Source organism: Kitasatospora putterlickiae, assembly GCF_039527695.1.
Classification (GTDB): Bacteria; Actinomycetota; Actinomycetes; order Streptomycetales; family Streptomycetaceae; genus Kitasatospora; species Kitasatospora putterlickiae.
Genome location: NZ_BAAAKJ010000325.1, coordinates 5,865 through 23,465 on the forward strand (window position 1 = coordinate 5,865; position 17,601 = coordinate 23,465).

The window sequence follows — 17,601 nt, forward strand, 5'->3', positions numbered from 1 at the left end:
CCCCGCCGAGACCGAGCGGGCGCGGCGGCGGGCGGAACGGCAGGCGGACCGGATGCGCGCCGAACTCGACCGGCGCGAGGAGTGGTTGGCCGGAGAGCTCGACCGGCTGCGGACCCGAGAGGGTGAACTGGCCGAGCGGACGGCCGAGGTGACGCGCGCCCGGAACGAGGCGGCGGAGCTGGTCCGGCACCGGGCGGCCGAGTTGGAGCGCACGGCCGGGCTCTCCGCGGACCAGGCCCGCGCCGAACTCGTCCGCACGGCCGAGGCGCAGGCCCGCCGGGAGGCGGCGGTCACCGTCCGCGAGATCGAGCGCGCCGCCCGCGAGGAGGGCGAGCGGCGGGCCCGGGGCATCGTGGCCGGGGCGATCCAGCGGCTGGCCGCCGAGCAGACCGCGGAGACCGCCGTGTCGGTGTTCCGGCTTCCCACCGAGGAGATGAAGGGCCGGGTGATCGGGCGCGAGGGCCGCAACATCAAGACCTTCGAGGCCGTCACCGGCGTCAATCTGATCATCGACGACACCCCGGCGGTGGTACAGCTCTCCTGCTTCGACCCGGTCCGCCGGGAGACCGCCCGGCTCACCCTGGAGCAGCTGGTCGAGGACGGCCGGATCCACCCGCTGCGGATCGAGCACGTCCACGCCCGCAGCCGCGCGGAGGTGGAACGCCGCTGCGTGCGGGCGGGCGAGGACGCGCTGCTCGCCGTCCGGGTCGGCGGCATGCACCCGGAGCTGGTCCGCACCCTGGGCACCCTGCGCTACCGGGCCTCGTACGGGCAGAACGTGCTCGGCCACCTGGTGGAGTCGGCGCACCTGGCCGGGATGATGGCGGCCGAGCTGGGGGTGGACCCGGAGCCGGTGCGGCGCGCGGCGCTGCTGCACGACATCGGCAAGGCGCTGAGCCACGAGGTCGAGGGCAGTCACGCGGCGGTCGGCGCGGACTTCGCCCGGCGCCACGACGAGCCGGCGGACGTGGTGCACGCGATCGCCGCGCACCACGGCGAGGTGGAGCCGAAGACCGTGGAGGCGGTGCTGGTGCAGGCCGCCGACGCCTGCTCGGGTGGCCGGCCGGGCGCCCGCAAGGAGTCGCTGGAGGCGTATGTGCGCCGGCTGGCGCGGCTGGAGGAGATCGCCCGGGCGCACGACGGCGTGGCCGACGTCTACGCGATGCAGGCCGGCCGGGAGGTCCGGGTGATGGTCCGCCCCGAGGTGGTGGACGACCTCGGGGCGCAGGTGATCGCCCGCGAGGTCGCCAAGCAGGTCGCCGAGGAGCTGACCTACCCGGGCCAGATCCGGGTCACCGTGGTCCGCGAGAGCCGGGTCACCGAGGTGGCCCGCTAGGGGCGTCGGCGCCCTGGGCGTCGGCCGGGCGGGTGGCCGACGGCTCCGGCTCCGGTCCGCCGGGGAGCGGGGCCGGGCCGCCCCGGGCGAGGTCGGCCAGCGCCTGGAGGTCCTCGCCGTCCGCGCCCTGGGTGATTCCGACCAGGTGGCCGTCGGGCCGGATCAGCAGCACGGAGTGCGGGCCGGCGCCCGGGTAGGCCTCGGTGACCAGGACCTCGGCCGGCACCGGCAGCGCGGCGGCGACCTCGGCCAGCCGGGGCATCAGCCCGGCGCCGAGCCAGCGCTCCGCGGACCACACGGCGGTGCCGGGGGCGACCAGCAGCAGCAGGAAGCCCGCGCCGAGCCGGGCGTGCAGCTGGTCCGGGGTGCCGTCGGTGGCCAGCACCGGCAGGTCCGGGACGAGCACGCCGGGCGCGGTGGAGGGCAGCAGTTCGCTGAGCGAGGTGGCGCCCCGGGTGCCGCGCTGGACCGGGACCCGCCCGGGGGCGGTGGCGGGGGCGGCCGGGTAGGCGGGCGCGCCGCCGAACCGCCCGGTGCCGAGGTGGCCGTCGGCGAGCAGCGGCGCGTGCTTGCGGAACGAGCCGGTGAGCAGCGAGCGCCGGGTCTGCGCCCAGCCGCGCAGCGGGCGCAGCAGCGGCATCGACTGGTCGACGGCGCGCAGCCGGGCCCCGACCGCGCCGCGCCGCTCGGCCTCGTAGCCGTCGAGCAGCGAGCCGCCGGGCCGCGGGCCGCCGGAGTGGAAGTGCCAGGCGAGGGCGAGCCGCCAGGCCAGGTTGTCGGCGTCGCGCAGGCCGTCGGTGAGGTTCTGCATGCCGAGCGCGCCGTGCAGGTGGGCGGCGTCGCCGGCCAGGAAACAGCGGCCGACCCGGAAGCGGGCGGCCAGCCGCTGCTGGGCGGTGTGGTCGGCGGCGGCGAGCAGGTCGAATGCCGGGAGTTCGCCGCACCAGCCGGTGAGGGTGGCGGTGACCCGGGTGAGCAGGGTGTCGCCGGTGACGATGCCGGGCCAGGTGGCGTGCGGGTCGACCGGCTCGGTGACCGCGGGCCGGCCCGGGGGCAGCCGCCAGTCGAGCCGCCAGACGCCGTGCGGCAGGGGGCGGGCGGTGGCCTCGCGGTCGCCGCGCCACGGCGGCTCGCGGTGCAGCCGGGGCTCGGTGAACGGCAGGTCGACCCGGACGGTCGCGACGGCGCTGCGGTCGACGGCGGGCCGGCCGGGGAAACGGATCTTCAGGAGTTTGCGGACGGCCGAGCGGGCGCCGTCGCAGCCGACCAGGTGGCTGCCGCGCCACCAGGTCTCGGTGCCGTCCTTCGGGCCGCGGGTCAGCACGCTGACGCCGTCGCGGTCCTGTTCGAGCCGGGTGACCCGGCTGAGCGGGACCAGCCGGACCAGCGGGGTGCCGGTGAGGGCGTCCTGCAGTCCGCGCTGCAGGCGGTGCTGGGGCAGGTGCAGGACGGGGGTGTCGTCGAGGTCGATCCGGAGCACTTCCTGGCGGCGGCGCCAGACGGTGAAGGCGTCCCAGCGGGCGGCGTCGGCGACGGCCCGGGGGTAGCCGATCCTGGTGAGGAAGGCGGCGGTGTCGGCGCCGAGGACGACGCTGCGCGGGCTCTCGGGGCAGAGTCCGGAGCCTTCGTCGAGGACGACGGTCGGCACCTCGTGCCGGGCGAGCGCGAGGGCCAGGGCCAGGCCGACCGGCCCGGCCCCGACCACGATCACCGGGTCCATGCCGGACCCTTCGCGTACGGACGGGTGCCGCGGGCGCCGGAGCACGGGTCGGCCGCCGGCCTGCCGTCATATGCCGCGTGGATGCTCCCGGTAGGTGTCACGAAGAGCAATGCAACAGTTCACCTGCGTGCCCGTCAAGCAGCAGATGAAGTGCGCCGGTTCGCGCCGCCTCGTCCGCGTGCCTCGATCCACCGGGCGAGCCCGGTGAGCAGCAGGCACATCGCGATGTAGATGGGCCCGATCACCAGAACGACGGGGATGTACGGGAAGCCCGCGGCGTTGATCGGCTGGGAGGCGATGGCCCTGCCGACGAAGAGCAGCTCGTGGTAGGTGATGATGAGGCCGAGCGAGGTGTCCTTGAGCGTGACGACCAGCTGGCCGATCATCGAGGGCAGCATCGAGCGGACGGCCTGCGGGACCAGGATGCTCGTCATCACCTGCGTCTTGCGCATGCCGAGCGCGTACGCCGCCTCGCCCTGGCCCCGGGGGACGGCGTTGACGCCGCTGCGGATGATCTCCGCCTGGACCGAGCCGTTGTAGAGGGTGAGCCCGAGCACCAGCGCCCACATCGGCTGCTTGGCGAGCAGCCCGTAGTAGAGGGCGACGATCAGGATCAGCAGCGGCATCGCCCGGAAGAACTGGACGAAGGAGACGCAGGCCCAGCGCACCGGCCGGTGGTCGGAGAGCTGCCCGGCGGCCAGCAGCGCGCCCAGCGCCAGCGAGAACACCGCCGCGAGCCCGAAGGCCTTCAGGGTGGCGAGCAGTCCGTCGACGATCCGCCGCTGGACGGTCGTGTACTGGAACGCGTCCCAGAGCTGGGGGTCGAACTGGCCGTTGTCGTTCAGTGCGGTGAAGGCGTACCAGAACAGTCCGGCGATGCCGAGCAGCGAGAGCACCCCGAAGACCCGGTAGCGGGCGAGGGCCTTGGGGCCGGGGGCGTCGTAGAGGACGCCGGCCGTCGTGGAACGGGTGAGGGACTTGCTCATCGGGCCACCGCCAGTCGGGACTCCAGGAAGCGGAACAGCAGGGAGACGGTGGCGCTGATCAGCAGGTAGGCGCAGGCCACCCAGAAGAAGATCGCGAAGATCGAGATGCCGTCCCCGTCCGAGAAGCCCTGCTGGACGCTGTACAGCTCGCTGACGCTGAACGCGCCGGCGATCGCGGAGTTCCTCGGGAGCGCGATGAAGACGCTGCTCATCGGCGCCAGCACGGCGCGGGCCGCCTGCGGCAGGACGACCTGGGTGAGGGTCTGGCCGAAGGTCAGGCCGAGGCTGCGGGCGGCCTCCGCCTGGCCGACCGGCACCGTGTTGATGCCGGAGCGCAGCACCTCGCAGACGAACGCGGCGGTGTAGCCGCCGAGCGCCAGCACCGCGAAGGTGAGGTGGTCGAAGTGCACGCCGAGCGCCGGGAGGCCGAAGGTCACGGCGAAGAACAGCACGGTCAGCGGGGTGTTGCGGAAGACCGTCACCCAGGCGGTGCCGAAGGCCCGCAGCGCCGGGATCGGGGAGACCCGGAAGGCCGCCAGCAGGGTGCCCAGCAGCAGGGCGAGCAGCGCGCTGAGCGCGCTGAGCACGATCGTCTGCAGGAAGCCGTCGCGGAACAGCGCGAAGTTGCCGTCCTCGAACAGGAAGCCCATCCGGCGGCCCTCCTCTCAGGGGTTCGTCGACTCGGGGGAGTGGCGGATCAGTAGCGGTCGAGGGCCGGCGGCTGCGGCGCGGTGGAGCCGGAGAGGCCGAGGGTGGCGTCGTAGGCCTTCTTCCAGTCGCCGTTGTCCTGGTGGGCCTTGATCGCGTCGTTGATCGCGTCGCGCAGCGCCTTGTCGTCCTTGTTCAGGCCGACGCCGTAGTTCTCCTTGGTGAACGGCTGGCCGACCACCTTGAGCTTGGGCGCGTACTTGGACGCGTAGCCCTTGAGGATGGCGTCGTCGGTGGTGACCGCGTCGACCTCGCCGGACATCAGCTTCTCGACGCAGGCCGAGTAGGCGTCGAACTGGGTGATCTTCGGCGAGTACTTCTCGATGTTCTTGATCGAGGTCGAGCCGGTGGCGGTGCAGACGTTCTTGCCGTTCAGCGAGTCCGGGCCGGTGACCGCGGTGTTGTCGGCCTTGACCAGCAGGTCCTGGCCGGCGATGTAGTACGGGCCGGCGAAGGAGACGGCCTTCTTGCGCTCGTCGTTGATGCTGTAGGTGCCGACGTAGAAGTCGATCTGGCCCTTGGAGATGGCCGGCTCGCGCTGCGAGGAGACCAGGGTCTGCCACTTGATCTGCTGCGGGGTGAAGCCGAGGTCGGCGGCGACCATCTTGGCGATCTCGATGTCGAAGCCGCTGCGGTCGCCGGTGGCGAGGTCCTCGAAGCCGAGGAACGGCTGGTCGGCCTTGGCGCCGATGATCAGCTGGCCGCGCTGCTTGGCGGCGGCCAGGACCGGCGAGTCCGCCTTGACGTCGGTCTTCACGGTGTAGGTGGGCAGGGCCGGGGCGGCGGTGCCGCCGGCCCCGGTGGCGGTGCCACCGGGGGTGCCGTCCTTGCCGCAGGCGGCGGTGGCGGTGAGTGCGACGGCACAGAGCGCGACGGCGAAGGTGCGACGGGTCCTCATGAGGGTAGCTCTCCTCGGGCTGGGCCACGGGTCAACCGGGCTCTGGCGAAGGGAAGTTCACAGGTCGAGCGGACGGGCCGGCGGGCGCGCGGCGGCGCCCTCGCCACCGTCGGCCGGGATCCGGCCCGGGGGATCAGTGGTGCAGGATCTTGGAGAGGAAGTCCTTGGCGCGGTCGGAGCGCGGCGCGGTGAAGAAGGCCTCCGGGGTGTTCTGCTCGACGATCCGGCCGTCGGCCATGAACAGCACCCGGTTGGCGGCGGAGCGGGCGAAGCCCATCTCGTGGGTGACGACCACCATCGTCATGCCGTCGGCGGCCAGCCTGCGCATGACCTCCAGCACCTCGTTGATCATCTCCGGGTCGAGCGCCGAGGTGGGCTCGTCGAAGAGCATCACCTTGGGGTTCATCGCCAGCGCCCGGGCGATCGCGACGCGCTGCTGCTGGCCGCCGGACAGCTGGGCCGGGTACTTCGCGGCCTGGGCGCCGACGCCGACCCGCTCCAGCAGTTCCTCGGCGGTCGCCACGGCCTTGTCGCGGGCGATGCCGCGGACCTTGACCTGGCCGAGGACCACGTTCTCCAGCACGGTCTTGTGCGCGAACAGGTTGAAGCTCTGGAAGACCATGCCGACCTCGGCCCGCAGCCGGGCCAGCTCGCGGCCCTCGGCGGGCAGCGGGCGGCCGTCGATGGTGATCGTTCCGGAGTCGATGGTCTCCAGCCGGTTGATCGTCCGGCACAGCGTGGACTTGCCCGAGCCGGACGGGCCGATCAGCACGACCACCTCGCCCTGCTGGATCTCCAGGTCGATGTCCTGGAGCACGTGCAGCGCGCCGAAGTGCTTGTTCACGTTGCGCAGGACCACCAGCGGGGCGGCGTCGGCACGGGAGTCCTTGTCGAGGCTCGTGGTCATCGCGCCGGCTCCCTCGGATCGGCCCGCTGGGACGAACTCCCTTGGGCGACAATGGTGGTAGGAATCCGAGGGCCGCAACCGGCGGAGTCGCGGCCCTCGGTGGGGCGACCATAGGAGGCCTGACGATGTCTCGTCAGCCGATCTGAGCAACACTTGAGGATCACGATCCGGCCACGCGACCGGCGGGTGCTGTTCACCGGCGGCGGATCCGGGCACAGTGGCAGCGTCCGCGGCCCCGGCGGGCATGATCGCGGAGCCCCGGCGGGCCCCGCGCCCCCGGCCGCCGGCACCGGCCGAGCCTGGCGTCCGGGCCGTCCCTGGCCCATACTGCGCAGAACCGGGACCTTGCCCGGCAGGGGGAGCCGTCACGATCGCACGACGGCCGCGGGAGGCACCGCGGGACAGACCCCCGGAGACCGTCCGGGAGAGGAGGAGACACATGCGACTGCTGCTCGTCGAGGACGACGAAAGGGTGGCCGCCGCGCTGGTCGCGGTCCTGGGCCGGCACGGGTTCCAGGTCCGGCACGCCCGCAGCGGCCACGAGGCGCTGGACGCCCTGGTGCCGGACGGCAACGAGCCCTACCGGGTGGTCCTGCTCGACCTCGGCCTGCCCGACCGGGACGGCTTCGAGGTCTGCAGCCGGATCCGGGCCGGCAGCGGCGTACCGGTGATCATGGTGACCGCGCGCGCCGACATACGCTCCCGGATCCACGGCCTCAACCTCGGCGCCGACGACTACATCACCAAGCCCTACGACATGGGCGAGCTGCTCGCCCGGATCCACGCCGTGGCCCGCCGCGGCGCCGTCCCCGCCGCCGTCGCCGTGCCCGCCCCGGACACCGTCCCGCAGCAGCGCGGCCCGCTGGAGTCGCGCGGCATCGTGATCGACCGCGAGCGCCGCCGGGTCAGCGTCGACGGCCGGGACGTGCCGCTCACCCGCAAGGAGTTCGACCTGCTGGCGCTGCTCGCCCAGAGCCCCGGCGTGGTCTACCGCCGCGAGCAGATCTTCAGCGAGGTCTGGCGCAGCGGCTGGGAGGGCAACGGCCGCACCCTGGAGGTGCACATCGGCTCGCTGCGCACCAAGCTCGCCCTGCCCGGCCTGGTCGAGGCCGTCCGGGGCGTCGGCTACCGGCTGATACCCGAGTCCCCGGCCCCCGCCGCCGACACCCCGCCCCCGGCCCGCGCGGAGCGCTGACCGCACGTGCGCACCCGCCTGCTCGGCATCCTGCTCGCGCTGATGCTCTGCGTGCTCGCCGCCCTCGGACTCCCGCTCGCGGCGGCCTTCGCGGCCGCCGAGCAGAGCCGGGTGGTCGTCGACCGGCTCGACGACGCCGCCCGGTTCGCCCAGGACCTGCCGACCTCCGGGCTCTCCGGCCTGGAGTCGGCGGTCAAGGGCGACCCGCAGCCCGCCCCCGGCGACCTCAGCCGCCGGCACGCGCTGGACGCCGAGGTGGCGCGCTACCACGAGCTCTACGGGGTGCGGATCGGCATCTTCCAGCGGGACGGCATGCCGATCGCGGTCGCCCCGTCCGACTGGCGGGTACCCGGCAGCGGATGGGCCGACCAGGCCTTCCAGGAGGCGCTGGACGGCCGGCGCAGCCACAACCCGCCGCAGGTCTGGCCGTGGACCCCGGACCGCACGCTCACCGTCGCCACCCCGGTGGTCCGCGACGGCGACGTGGTCGCCGTGGTGCTCAGCGAGTCGCCGACCGGCGCGCTGCGCGCCCGGGTGGTGCGCAAGTGGCTGGTGATCGGGGCCGGCGAGGCCGCCGCGATGATCGTCGCGGTGCTGCTCGCCGCCCGGCTCACCGAATGGGTGCTGCGCCCGGTCCGCACCCTGGACCGGGCCACCCACGACATCGCCACCGGCCGGATGAACGCCCGGGTGGCGCCCGGCGGCGGGCCGCCCGAGCTGCAGCGGCTGGCCCGCTCGTTCAACGAGATGGCCGACCACGTGGTGCTCGCCCTGGACCAGCAGAAGGCCTTCGTCGCCGACGCCTCGCACCAGCTGCGCAACCCGCTGGCGGCGCTGCTGCTGCGGGTCGAGGTGCTGGGCCTGGAGCTGCCCGAGGGGCACGAGGAGGAGCTCGGCGGGGTCCGCGAGGAGGGGGTCCGGCTGGCCCGGGTGCTGGACGACCTGCTCGGGCTGGCCACCGCCGAGCACGCCCGCCCCGAGCCCGAGCCCACCGACCTGGGCGTGCTCAGCCTGGAACGGGTGGACGCCTGGCGGCCGCTGGCCGCGCAGCGCGGCATCGAGCTGGTCTGGGAGGGCCCGGCGCTGGCGCTCGGCCTGGCCGACCCGATCGGCTTCGGCAGCGCGCTGGACGCGGTGCTCGACAACGCGCTGAAGTTCGGCCCCGGGGGGAGCCGGGTACGGGTGCTGGTCGCCGCGCGGCGCGAGGAGGTCGCGGTGACCGTCTCGGACCAGGGCCCCGGCCTCACCGAGGAGGAGCTGGCCCGGGCCGGCGACCGCTTCTGGCGCAGCACCCGGCACCAGAACGTGGACGGCTCGGGCCTCGGTCTGTCGATCGCCCGCACCCTGCTCCAGGCGGCCGGCGGCTCGCTCACCTTCGGCACCGCCACCCCGTCCGGCCTCGCCGTCACCCTCGCGGTGCCCCGGGCCGGCCGCGAGAAGCCCTAGCGGGCCCTAGCGGGGCCGGGTCAGGGCTTCACCGAGCGGTAGTAGCGGGCGGCGCCCTCGTGGAGGGGGAGCGGGTCGGTGTAGACGGCGGTGCGCAGGTCGACCAGCTGGGCGGCGTGCACCTGGGCGCCGATCTGGTCGCGGCTGTCGATCACCGCCCGGGTCATGCCCTGGACCAGGTCGTCGTCCACGTCGGCCCGGGTGATCAGCAGGTTGGGCACGGCGAGGGTGGCGACCGCTTCCTGGGGCTCGGCCTTCGGGTAGGTGCCCTTCGGCATGGTGGCCGCCCGGTAGGCGTCCGTGCCGCCGCCCTCGACCAGGTGGATCGCCTCGGCGAGGTCGCCCAGCGGCACGATCCGGATCCGGACGTGTTCGGACAGCTCGGTGAGCGCGCTGGTCGGCAGGCCGCCGGACCAGAAGAACGCGTCCAGCCGGCCGGACCGCAGCCGGTTCGCCGCGTCGCCGATGCCCAGGAACGCCGGTGTGATGTCGCGGTCCGGGTCGAGTCCGGCCGCCGTCAGCAGCCGGCGGGTCACCAGGTTCACGCCGGAGAGCGACTGGCCGACACCGACCCGCAGGCCCTTGAGGTCGGCGGCGCTGTGCACGGAGGAGCCGGCCGGCACGATCAGCTGCAGGTAGTCGTCGTAGAGCCGGGCGATGGCCCGCAGCTTCTCCCGGCCGGGGCCGGTGTACTGGGCCACGGAGTCGGCGGTGGCGATCGCGAAGTCGTCCCGGCCCGAGGTGACCCGGGCCAGGTTGTCGATCGAGCCCTCGGAGTTGTCCAGCTCCAGCCGCACCCCCGGCATCGCCTTGGCCAGGTGGGCGTCCAGCAGCTTCCCGTACCGGTCGTACACCCCCTGCTCGACGCCCGTGGCCAGCCTGGTCTCGCCGCTCGGGCGGCCGGTCGAGCCGCCCGCCGACAGCCACCAGCCGCCCAGCCCGGCGAGCACCAGCACCAGGGCCGTCACGATCCGCCACAGCGGCCGGTCGGCCGCGGCGCGGAAACGGGAGGAAGTGCGGGGGGCCATGGAAGGGATAGTGCCAGGCCGGTGGAAGGAACGGGAGGGGAAAACCTCTTCACGGGTGCCCGTACTCTGGTTGGGTGAGCGGTGACAGCGGATCGAAGAGCTACAAGGTCGTCACGTACGGCTGCCAGATGAACGTCCACGACTCCGAGCGGCTCTCCGGGCTGCTGGAGGACGCGGGGTACGTCAAGGCGGGGCAGGACGGCGACCCGGACCTGGTGGTGTTCAACACCTGCGCGGTGCGGGAGAACGCCGACAACAAGCTGTACGGCAACCTCGGGCAGCTGGCCCCGGTCAAGAGCCGCCACCAGGGCATGCAGATCGCCGTCGGCGGCTGCCTGGCGCAGAAGGACCGCGACACCATCGTCCGCAAGGCCCCCTGGGTCGACGTGGTCTTCGGCACCCACAACCTCGGCCACCTGCCGGCGCTGCTGGAGCGCGCCGCGGTCGAGCGCAAGGCCCAGGTCGAGATCCTGGAGTCGCTGGAGACCTTCCCCTCCACGCTGCCCACCCGCCGGGAGTCCGCCTACGCCGCGTGGGTCGCGATCTCGGTCGGCTGCAACAACACCTGCACCTTCTGCATCGTCCCCGCGCTGCGCGGCAAGGAGGAGGACCGCCGCCCCGGCGACGTCCTCGCCGAGATCGAGGCGCTGGTCGACGAGGGCGTCATCGAGGTCACCCTGCTGGGCCAGAACGTCAACGCCTACGGCTCCGACCTGGGCGACCGCGAGGCCTTCTCCAAGCTTCTGCGCGCCGCCGGCCAGATCGAGGGCCTGGAGCGGATCCGCTTCACCTCGCCGCACCCGCGCGACTTCACCGACGACGTGATCGCCGCGATGGCCGAGACCCCGAGCGTGATGCACCAGCTGCACATGCCGCTGCAGTCCGGCTCCGACACCGTCCTGAAGGCGATGCGCCGCTCCTACCGGCAGGAGCGCTTCCTGAACATCATCCGCAAGGTGCGGGAGGCGATGCCGGACGCCGCCATCTCCACCGACATCATCGTGGGCTTCCCCGGCGAGACCGAGGAGGACTTCGAGGAGACCATGAAGGTCGTCCGCGAGGCCCGCTTCACCAACGCCTTCACCTTCCAGTACTCCAAGCGCCCCGGCACCCCGGCCGCCGAGATGGACGACCAGATCCCCAAGGCGGTCGTCCAGGCCCGCTACGACCGGCTGATCGCCCTCCAGGAGGAGATCTCCTGGGAGGAGAACAAGAAGCAGGTCGGCCGCGTCCTGGAGATCCTGGTCGCCGAGGGCGAGGGCAAGAAGGACGACAAGACCGACCGGCTCTCCGGCCGGGCGCCGGACAACCGGCTGGTCCACTTCGCGAGGCCCGCCGAGCCGGTCCGCCCGGGCGACATGGTCACGGTGGAGATCACCTACGCCGCCCCGCACCACCTGCTGGCCGAGGGCCCGGCGCTCGCGGTGCGCCGCACCCGGGCCGGCGACGCCTGGGAGAAGCGCCAGGCCAAGCCCGCCGCCAAGCCGGCCGGCGTGATGCTGGGCCTGCCGTCGATCGGTGCCCCGGCGGCGCTGCCGTTGGCCGCCCCGGCCGGCGGCGCCTGCTGCGGGGACTGACCGTCCCCGGAGGACGTGCGCGGCCCGGTGGGACCCTTCGGTCCCGCCGGGCCGTTCCGCGTTCTTGGCTAGAGTGATCCACATGCTGGTTGCCGCCGCCGTCTGTCCCTGTCCGCCGCTGCTCGTCCCCGAGGTCGCCGCCGGGGCGGCGGCCGAGCTGGAGCCGTTGCGCGCGGCCTGTGACGAGGCGCTCGGGGTGGTGCTCGCGGCCGCGCCGGAACTGCTCGTGGTGGTCGGCACCGGGCCGGAGCCCGAGGTGTGGACCGAGGGCGGGGCCGGATCGTTCCACCGGTACGGCGTGCCACTGGTGGCCGCGCTGCCGGGCGGCCGGGCCGAGGGGCCGGAGCTGGCGCCCTCGCTGACCGTCGGCGCCTGGCTGCTCGGCCGGGCCGGGGTGACGCTGCCTACGCACGCCTGCGCGGTGCCGGCCGACGCGCCCGCCGACCGGATGCTCGGCCTGGGCCAGGGGCTGGCCGGGCTGGCCGACCGGGTCGGGCTGCTGGTGATGGGGGACGGCAGTGCCTGCCGGTCGCTGAAGGCGCCCGGTTACCTGGACGAGCGCGCCGAGGGCTTCGACGCCGGCCTGGCGCGGGCGCTGGGCTCGGCGGACACCGCGGCGCTGGCCGCCCTGGACGCGGGACTGGCCGCCGAGCTGAAGGCCGAGGGCCGGGCACCCTGGCAGGTGCTGGCCGGCGCCGCCGAGGGCGCCGGCCTCACCGCGCGGCTGGGCTACCAGGACGCGCCGTACGGCGTCGGGTACCTGGTCGCCTCCTGGAGCTGAGCCTCCTGGAGCCGGGCCTCCGGTAGCCCGGGCCTTCGGGCCCGGGCCGCCGGTCAGCTGGTCGGACCCGGGGTGCCGTCCGTCGGGGTGCCGGGGGCCTGGGGCTTGTGCGCGAAGTCGTCCACGGCGCCCTTGGCCTTGCTGGCGCCGTGCTCGATCTTGTCGGTGTACTTGCCCTTGGTGGCCTTGTCGATCGCTCCGCCGGCCTTCTCCACGGCGCTCCCGATCTGGTCGCTGTGCTTGCCGGCGAACTCGCTGGCCTTCTCCTTGAACTCTCCGGCCTTGCCCTTGAGGTTGTCCATCAGACCCATGGCGCCTCTTCCTTCCTCTCTGTCCCTCTCACAACGTCCGCCAGGGCGAAACCGTTCGCAAGAGGACGGGTCGGTGGAAAACGGTTCGGACCGGCCGGCCCGTCGGCGGGGCGGCGTTCCCTGGCAGACTTGACCGGTGAGCAGCCCCACCACCGCCCAGTCCGCCCGCCCCCGCGTCGTCTCGGTCGTCGGCGCGACCGCCGCCGGCAAGTCCGACCTGGCCGTCGCCCTGGCCCGCGCCCTCGACGGCGAGGTGATCAACACCGACTCGATGCAGCTCTACCGCGGCATGGACATCGGCACCGCCAAGCTCACCGAGGAGGAACGCGGCGGCGTCCCGCACCACCTGCTGGACATCTGGGACGTCACCGAGGCCGCCAGCGTGGCCGAGTACCAGCGGCTCGCCCGGGCCGTGATCGACCGGCTGCTCGCGGCCGGCCGCACCCCCGTCCTGGTCGGCGGCTCCGGCCTGTACGTGCGGGCGGCGATCGACGAGATGGAGTTCCCGGGCACCGATCCGGCGGTCCGCGCCCGGCTGGAGGAGGAACTGGAACGGGTCGGCCCGTACGTCCTGCACCAGCGGCTGGCCGGGCTGGACCCGGCCGCGGCCGAGGCGATCCTGAGCAGCAACGGCCGGCGGATCGTCCGGGCGCTGGAGGTCATCGAGATCACCGGTCGGCCGTTCACCGCCAACCTGCCGAGCAACACCGCCGTGTACGACGCGGTGCAGATCGGCGTCGCCGTTCCGCGCCCCGAACTGGACGAGCGGATCACCCTGCGGGTGGACCGGATGTGGCGGGCCGGACTGCTGGAGGAGGTGCGGCGGCTGGAGAAGGCCGGGCTGCGCGACGGCCGGACGGCCTCCCGGGCGCTCGGCTACCAGCAGGTGCTCGACCACTTCGCCGGCCTGTGCACGGAGGACGAGGCGCGCGCCGAGACGGTCCGGGCCACCAAGCGGTTCGCCCGCCGGCAGGAGTCCTGGTTCCGCCGGGACGACCGGATCCACTGGCTGGCACGGCCGGCCGGCACCGACCCGGTCGCGCTGCTGGACCGGTCGCTTGAGCTGATCGACCGTCAGGAATCCGTCGTCCGGTAGGCGTTTTCCGGCCATCCGGCGGTGCAGTTGCGCGCGCAGACGGGCGTGCAGGACGGCACGGCGGTCACGGCCGGATCACGTGATGGCCACGGATCACCCGCCGACCCCGGTCAGGCCCGGAACGCCACTCTGGACATGCCATCATCGATGCCGTAAGGGTCGGCCCGGGCGGGTCGACCGCGCCCGGCCGCGAGTCCGCACTCGTGTCGAACTGTCAGGGGAGGCCGCGTGTCCACGGGTACCGGCCCCGAGACCGGCCGGAGCGCCAGGTCCGTGAACGGCGCGTCCGGCAACGGCGGCGGCCGTGCCACGGCGCAGGCCGCCGACCTGGACTCCTCGACGCTGCCCGACCTGCCGGTGCTGCCCGGCCTCGACGTGCCCACCTCCTACGCGGTCGGGCTGCCGGCCCTGGACACCCGCGCCCCCTCCGGCGCGGTGCACGAGCGGGAGATCCGGCCGCGCCGCCGGCTGCGCTGGTGGCAGACCCTGCCGATCGCCCTGGTGGCCACCGCCGGCTCGCTGATGTTCGCCTTCCCGCTGGCCTTCGGCTCGGCCGGGGCCGGCTCGGCGATGATCGGGATGCTCGGCCTGCTGCTCACCGCGGCCTCGCTCGGCTGGGGCGCGATGGCGGCCCGGCACGCGGGGTACAAGTGGCCCGGCCTGCCGCGCCGCGGCACCGGCGAGCGGGCCGGGTGGAAGGCGATCGTGATCTACACGCTGATCGTGCTGGCCGCCTGCGCGCTGGCGCTGTACCGGGTCATCCGGCTGTCGGGACGCTGATCGGTCTCCGGGCCCTCCTGGTCCGGCTCGCGGGACGGTCCGCGGCTCGGGACCGGAGGGCGGGGGTCCGGTGCCGCTCGGTACCATCGGGAGGGTGACCGCATCCTCCGCGCAGCCCGTCGGCCTCCCCTTCCTCAAGGGGCACGGCACCCAGAACGACTTCGTGATCGTCCCCGACCCGGAGGGCCGGCTGGCGATCGGTCCCGAGGCCGTGGCCGCGCTGTGCGACCGGCGGGCGGGCATCGGCGGTGACGGACTGCTGCGCGTGGTGCGCTCCGCCGCCGATCCGGCGGCGGCCGAGCAGGCCGACCGGGCCGAGTGGTTCATGGACTACCGCAACTCCGACGGCTCGATCGGCGAGATGTGCGGCAACGGCATCCGGGTCTTCGCCCGCTACCTGATCGAGGCGGGGCTGGCGAAGCCGGGCGAGCTGCCGGTGGCCACCCGGGCCGGACTGCGGACCGTGCGGGTCGCCGAGGACGCCGAGGACGGCACGCCCGGCGAGATCACCGTCGACATGGGGCACGCGCGGCTGCCCGGACCGGACGGGATCGAGGTGACGGTCGGCGACCGCCGCTGGCCGGCCCTGAACGTCAACATGGGCAACCCGCACGCGGTCGCCTTCGTCGAGAGCCTGGACCACGCCGGTGAGCTGCGGACCGCGCCGCCGGTGAGCCCCGGGGGCGTCTACCCGGAGGGCGTCAACGTCGAGTTCGTGGTGGACCGCGGGCCGCGGCACGTCGCGATGCGGGTGCACGAGCGCGGCTCCGGCGAGACCCGTTCCTGCGGCACCGGCGCGTGCGCCGTCGCGGTGGCCGCCGCCCGCCGGGACGGCGCGGACCCGGCGGTCACCGGCGAGGCCGTGACGTACACGGTGGACGTGCCGGGCGGCCGGCTGACGATCACCGAGCACCCGGACGGCCGGGTGGAGAAGACCGGTCCGGCGGTCATCGTCGCCCGCGGCGAGCTGGAGCCGGCCTGGGCGGCGCTGATCCTCGGGGTCTGACCCTCCGTCACCCGCCGTCGCCCCGCCGGAGCCCGTTCGGTTGTGCGGGCCGGTCAACGGCCGGCCCGTGTTTGCCCAATTCGTCCGGGATCGAATCCCCCCGTTCGGGTGATACCTCTGACGGACGGGAAGCGGGGCCTCGCGGAACGTGCTCTGCTCGGTAGCATGGACCACCGGGTCGGCCCACGCCCCCGGTACCGCTGCCGGAGGTGCCGATGACCATCGAAGCCGGGCCGCCCCTGGCGGGGCAGCCGACGTCCGCACGGCAAGCCGGGCCCAAGCGCCCGCTCGGCGGGTTGGGCCGGGCCGCGCTCGGCCGCGCCGGGCGCGCCGCGCTGCTGGCCACCGGCCGCCCGCCGGTGCCGGACGCGCTCGAACCGCTGGTCCAGGCCCACCGCGGACACCATCCGCAGGCCGACCTCGGCCTGCTCGGCCGGGCCTACCGGCTGGCCGAGGAGAGCCACCGCGGCCAGAAGCGCAAGAGCGGCGAGCCGTACATCACCCACCCGTTGGCCGTCACCATGATCCTGGCCCAACTCGGCGCCGGGACGACCACCTTGGTCGCCTCGCTGCTCCACGACACGGTCGAGGACACCGAGTTGACGCTGGATCAGGTGGCCGAGGGGTTTGGGCCCGAAGTCGCTTACCTGGTCGACGGGGTGACGAAGCTGGAGAAGGTCGACTTCGGCGCGGCGGCCGAGGCGGAGACCTTCCGCAAGATGCTGGTCGCCACCGGGGACGACGTCCGGGTGATGGTCATCAAGCTCGCCGACCGGCTGCACAACATGCGCACCATCCGGCACATGAAGCCGGCCAGCCAGGTGCGGATCGCCAAGGTCACCCGGGACGTGCTGATCCCGCTGGCCGAGCGGCTCGGCATCCAGGTGCTCAAGGCCGAGCTGGAGGACATCGTCTTCGCCACCCTGCACCCCGAGGAGCACACCCGTGCCCGGGCCCTGCTCGGGCGGCACGAGGCCGGACCGGACACCCTGCTGGCGCCGTTCGCCCGGAGCCTGGCCCGCCAGCTCGTCGAGGCCGGGATCGCCGCCGAGGTCACCGTCCGCCCCCGGCACTGCGTCTCGCTGCACCGGGTGCTGCTCAAGCGGGCCGCCGCCCCCGGGCCGGACGGCAAGCCGCAGGGGCCGCAGCCGGCCGACTTCGGGCGGCTGCTGGTGGTGGTGGAGGAGAACGCCGACTGCTACGCGGTGCTCGGCGAGCTGCACACCTGCTGGACGCCGCTGCCGGGGGAGTTCAAGGACTTCGTGGCCGCGCCGAAGTTCAACCTCTACCAGTCGCTGCACACCGCGGTGGCGCTGGCCGGCGGCGAGGTGGTCGAGGTGCTGGTGCGGACCCGGCGGATGCACGAGGTCGCCGAGACCGGCGTGGTCGCGCTCGGTGACCCCCGGCAGCCCGGGACCGGCGGCGACCAGGGCCGGGACGAGCTGGACCGCACCGACCCGGCCCGGCCCGGCTGGCTATCCCGCCTGCTGGAGTGGCAGCAGGAGACGCCGGACCCGGACGCCTTCTGGTCCGCGCTCACCGCCGACCTGGCCGGGGACCGCGAGATCACCGTGGTCACCGAGCGTGGTGAAACGCTTCAGCTCAGGGCCGGCGCCACCTGTGTGGACGCCGCCTACCTGCTCGGCGAGGAGACCGGCCACCGCTGCATCGGGGCCCGGGTGAACGGCCGGCTCGCCGCGCTCTCCACCGTGCTGCACGACGGCGACCGGGTGGCCGTCCTCACCGAGGAGGCCGCGGGACCGGCGCCCGAGTGGCTCGCGCACGCCCGCACCCCGGGCGCCCGGCTGGCCATCGAACGCTGGCTG

General features: G+C 74.1%; 15 protein-coding genes and 1 pseudogene. 9 read left to right on the forward strand and 7 right to left on the reverse strand.

Annotated elements, in window-relative coordinates; genetic code table 11:
• A pseudogene (rny, locus tag ABD308_RS30795) lies at nt 1–1,336 on the forward strand (ribonuclease Y); the annotation flags it as partial.
• Here the strand turns inward: rny and ABD308_RS30800 are convergent.
• The 5 genes from ABD308_RS30800 to ABD308_RS30820 form a co-directional block, all read right to left on the reverse strand.
• Entirely contained in the window at nt 1,317–3,056 is a 1,740-nt protein-coding gene (locus tag ABD308_RS30800; RefSeq protein WP_344342313.1) for an FAD-dependent monooxygenase, read from the reverse strand. The pseudogene rny and the gene ABD308_RS30800 overlap by 20 nt on opposite strands.
• Nucleotides 3,057–3,190: 134 nt before the next feature.
• Nucleotides 3,191–4,042 carry an amino acid ABC transporter permease gene (locus ABD308_RS30805; protein WP_344342315.1) on the reverse strand — a complete coding sequence of 284 codons (852 nt, stop codon included), beginning with the start codon at nt 4,040–4,042 and terminating at the stop codon, nt 3,191–3,193.
• The gene (locus ABD308_RS30810) at nt 4,039–4,692 is read right to left on the reverse strand and encodes an amino acid ABC transporter permease (protein ID WP_344342317.1); all 654 of its coding nucleotides are present in this window, start codon (nt 4,690–4,692) and stop codon (nt 4,039–4,041) included. Before ABD308_RS30810 ends, ABD308_RS30805 begins: the two co-directional genes overlap by 4 nt.
• Before the next feature lie 47 nt (nt 4,693–4,739).
• Nucleotides 4,740–5,648, reverse strand: a complete 909-nt coding sequence (locus ABD308_RS30815) for a glutamate ABC transporter substrate-binding protein (protein WP_344342319.1) — start codon at nt 5,646–5,648, stop codon at nt 4,740–4,742.
• Nucleotides 5,649–5,781: 133 nt separating this feature from the next.
• Nucleotides 5,782–6,555 carry an amino acid ABC transporter ATP-binding protein gene (locus ABD308_RS30820; protein WP_344342321.1) on the reverse strand — a complete coding sequence of 258 codons (774 nt, stop codon included), beginning with the start codon at nt 6,553–6,555 and terminating at the stop codon, nt 5,782–5,784.
• A 439-nt stretch (nt 6,556–6,994) separates the two neighbouring features.
• Between ABD308_RS30820 and ABD308_RS30825 the strand changes: the two genes are divergently transcribed.
• Both ABD308_RS30825 and ABD308_RS30830 read left to right on the forward strand, forming a co-directional pair.
• Entirely contained in the window at nt 6,995–7,750 is a 756-nt protein-coding gene (locus ABD308_RS30825) for a response regulator transcription factor (protein ID WP_344342323.1), read from the forward strand.
• Nucleotides 7,751–7,756: 6 nt separating this feature from the next.
• Nucleotides 7,757–9,196 carry a sensor histidine kinase gene (locus tag ABD308_RS30830; protein WP_344342325.1) on the forward strand — a complete coding sequence of 480 codons (1,440 nt, stop codon included), beginning with the start codon at nt 7,757–7,759 and terminating at the stop codon, nt 9,194–9,196.
• A 20-nt stretch (nt 9,197–9,216) separates the two neighbouring features.
• Here ABD308_RS30830 and ABD308_RS30835 read toward each other — a convergent pair whose 3' ends face one another.
• Entirely contained in the window at nt 9,217–10,224 is a 1,008-nt protein-coding gene (locus tag ABD308_RS30835; protein WP_344342327.1) for a TAXI family TRAP transporter solute-binding subunit, read from the reverse strand.
• A 74-nt stretch (nt 10,225–10,298) separates the two neighbouring features.
• On the opposite strand from ABD308_RS30835, the gene miaB reads away from it, so the two are divergent.
• Together miaB and ABD308_RS30845 are read left to right on the forward strand one after the other, a co-directional pair.
• Nucleotides 10,299–11,801, forward strand: coding sequence for a tRNA (N6-isopentenyl adenosine(37)-C2)-methylthiotransferase MiaB (gene miaB, locus ABD308_RS30840; RefSeq protein ID WP_344342329.1), 1,503 nt, complete (start codon nt 10,299–10,301; stop codon nt 11,799–11,801).
• Nucleotides 11,802–11,883: 82 nt separating this feature from the next.
• Nucleotides 11,884–12,582 (forward strand): class III extradiol dioxygenase subunit B-like domain-containing protein, encoded by a 699-nt coding sequence (locus ABD308_RS30845; protein ID WP_344342331.1) that lies wholly within the window; start codon nt 11,884–11,886, stop codon nt 12,580–12,582.
• Nucleotides 12,583–12,635: 53 nt separating this feature from the next.
• On the opposite strand, the gene ABD308_RS30850 is transcribed toward ABD308_RS30845, so the two are convergent.
• Entirely contained in the window at nt 12,636–12,893 is a 258-nt protein-coding gene (locus tag ABD308_RS30850) for an antitoxin (protein ID WP_344342333.1), read from the reverse strand.
• Nucleotides 12,894–13,029: 136 nt separating this feature from the next.
• On the opposite strand from ABD308_RS30850, the gene miaA reads away from it, so the two are divergent.
• The 4 genes from miaA to ABD308_RS30870 all read left to right on the forward strand — a co-directional run.
• Entirely contained in the window at nt 13,030–13,989 is a 960-nt protein-coding gene (miaA, locus tag ABD308_RS30855; protein ID WP_344342335.1) for a tRNA (adenosine(37)-N6)-dimethylallyltransferase MiaA, read from the forward strand.
• A gap of 228 nt (nt 13,990–14,217) precedes the next feature.
• Nucleotides 14,218–14,769: a hypothetical protein gene (locus ABD308_RS30860; RefSeq protein ID WP_344342337.1), complete on the forward strand. Its 552-nt coding sequence runs from the start codon at nt 14,218–14,220 to the stop codon at nt 14,767–14,769.
• 94 nt (nt 14,770–14,863) lie between these two features.
• The gene (dapF, locus tag ABD308_RS30865; protein ID WP_344342339.1) at nt 14,864–15,775 is read left to right on the forward strand and encodes a diaminopimelate epimerase; all 912 of its coding nucleotides are present in this window, start codon (nt 14,864–14,866) and stop codon (nt 15,773–15,775) included.
• Between the two features lie 215 nt (nt 15,776–15,990).
• A partial coding sequence (locus tag ABD308_RS30870) for a RelA/SpoT family protein (RefSeq protein WP_344342341.1) occupies nt 15,991–17,601 on the forward strand: 1,611 nt, incomplete at its 3' end.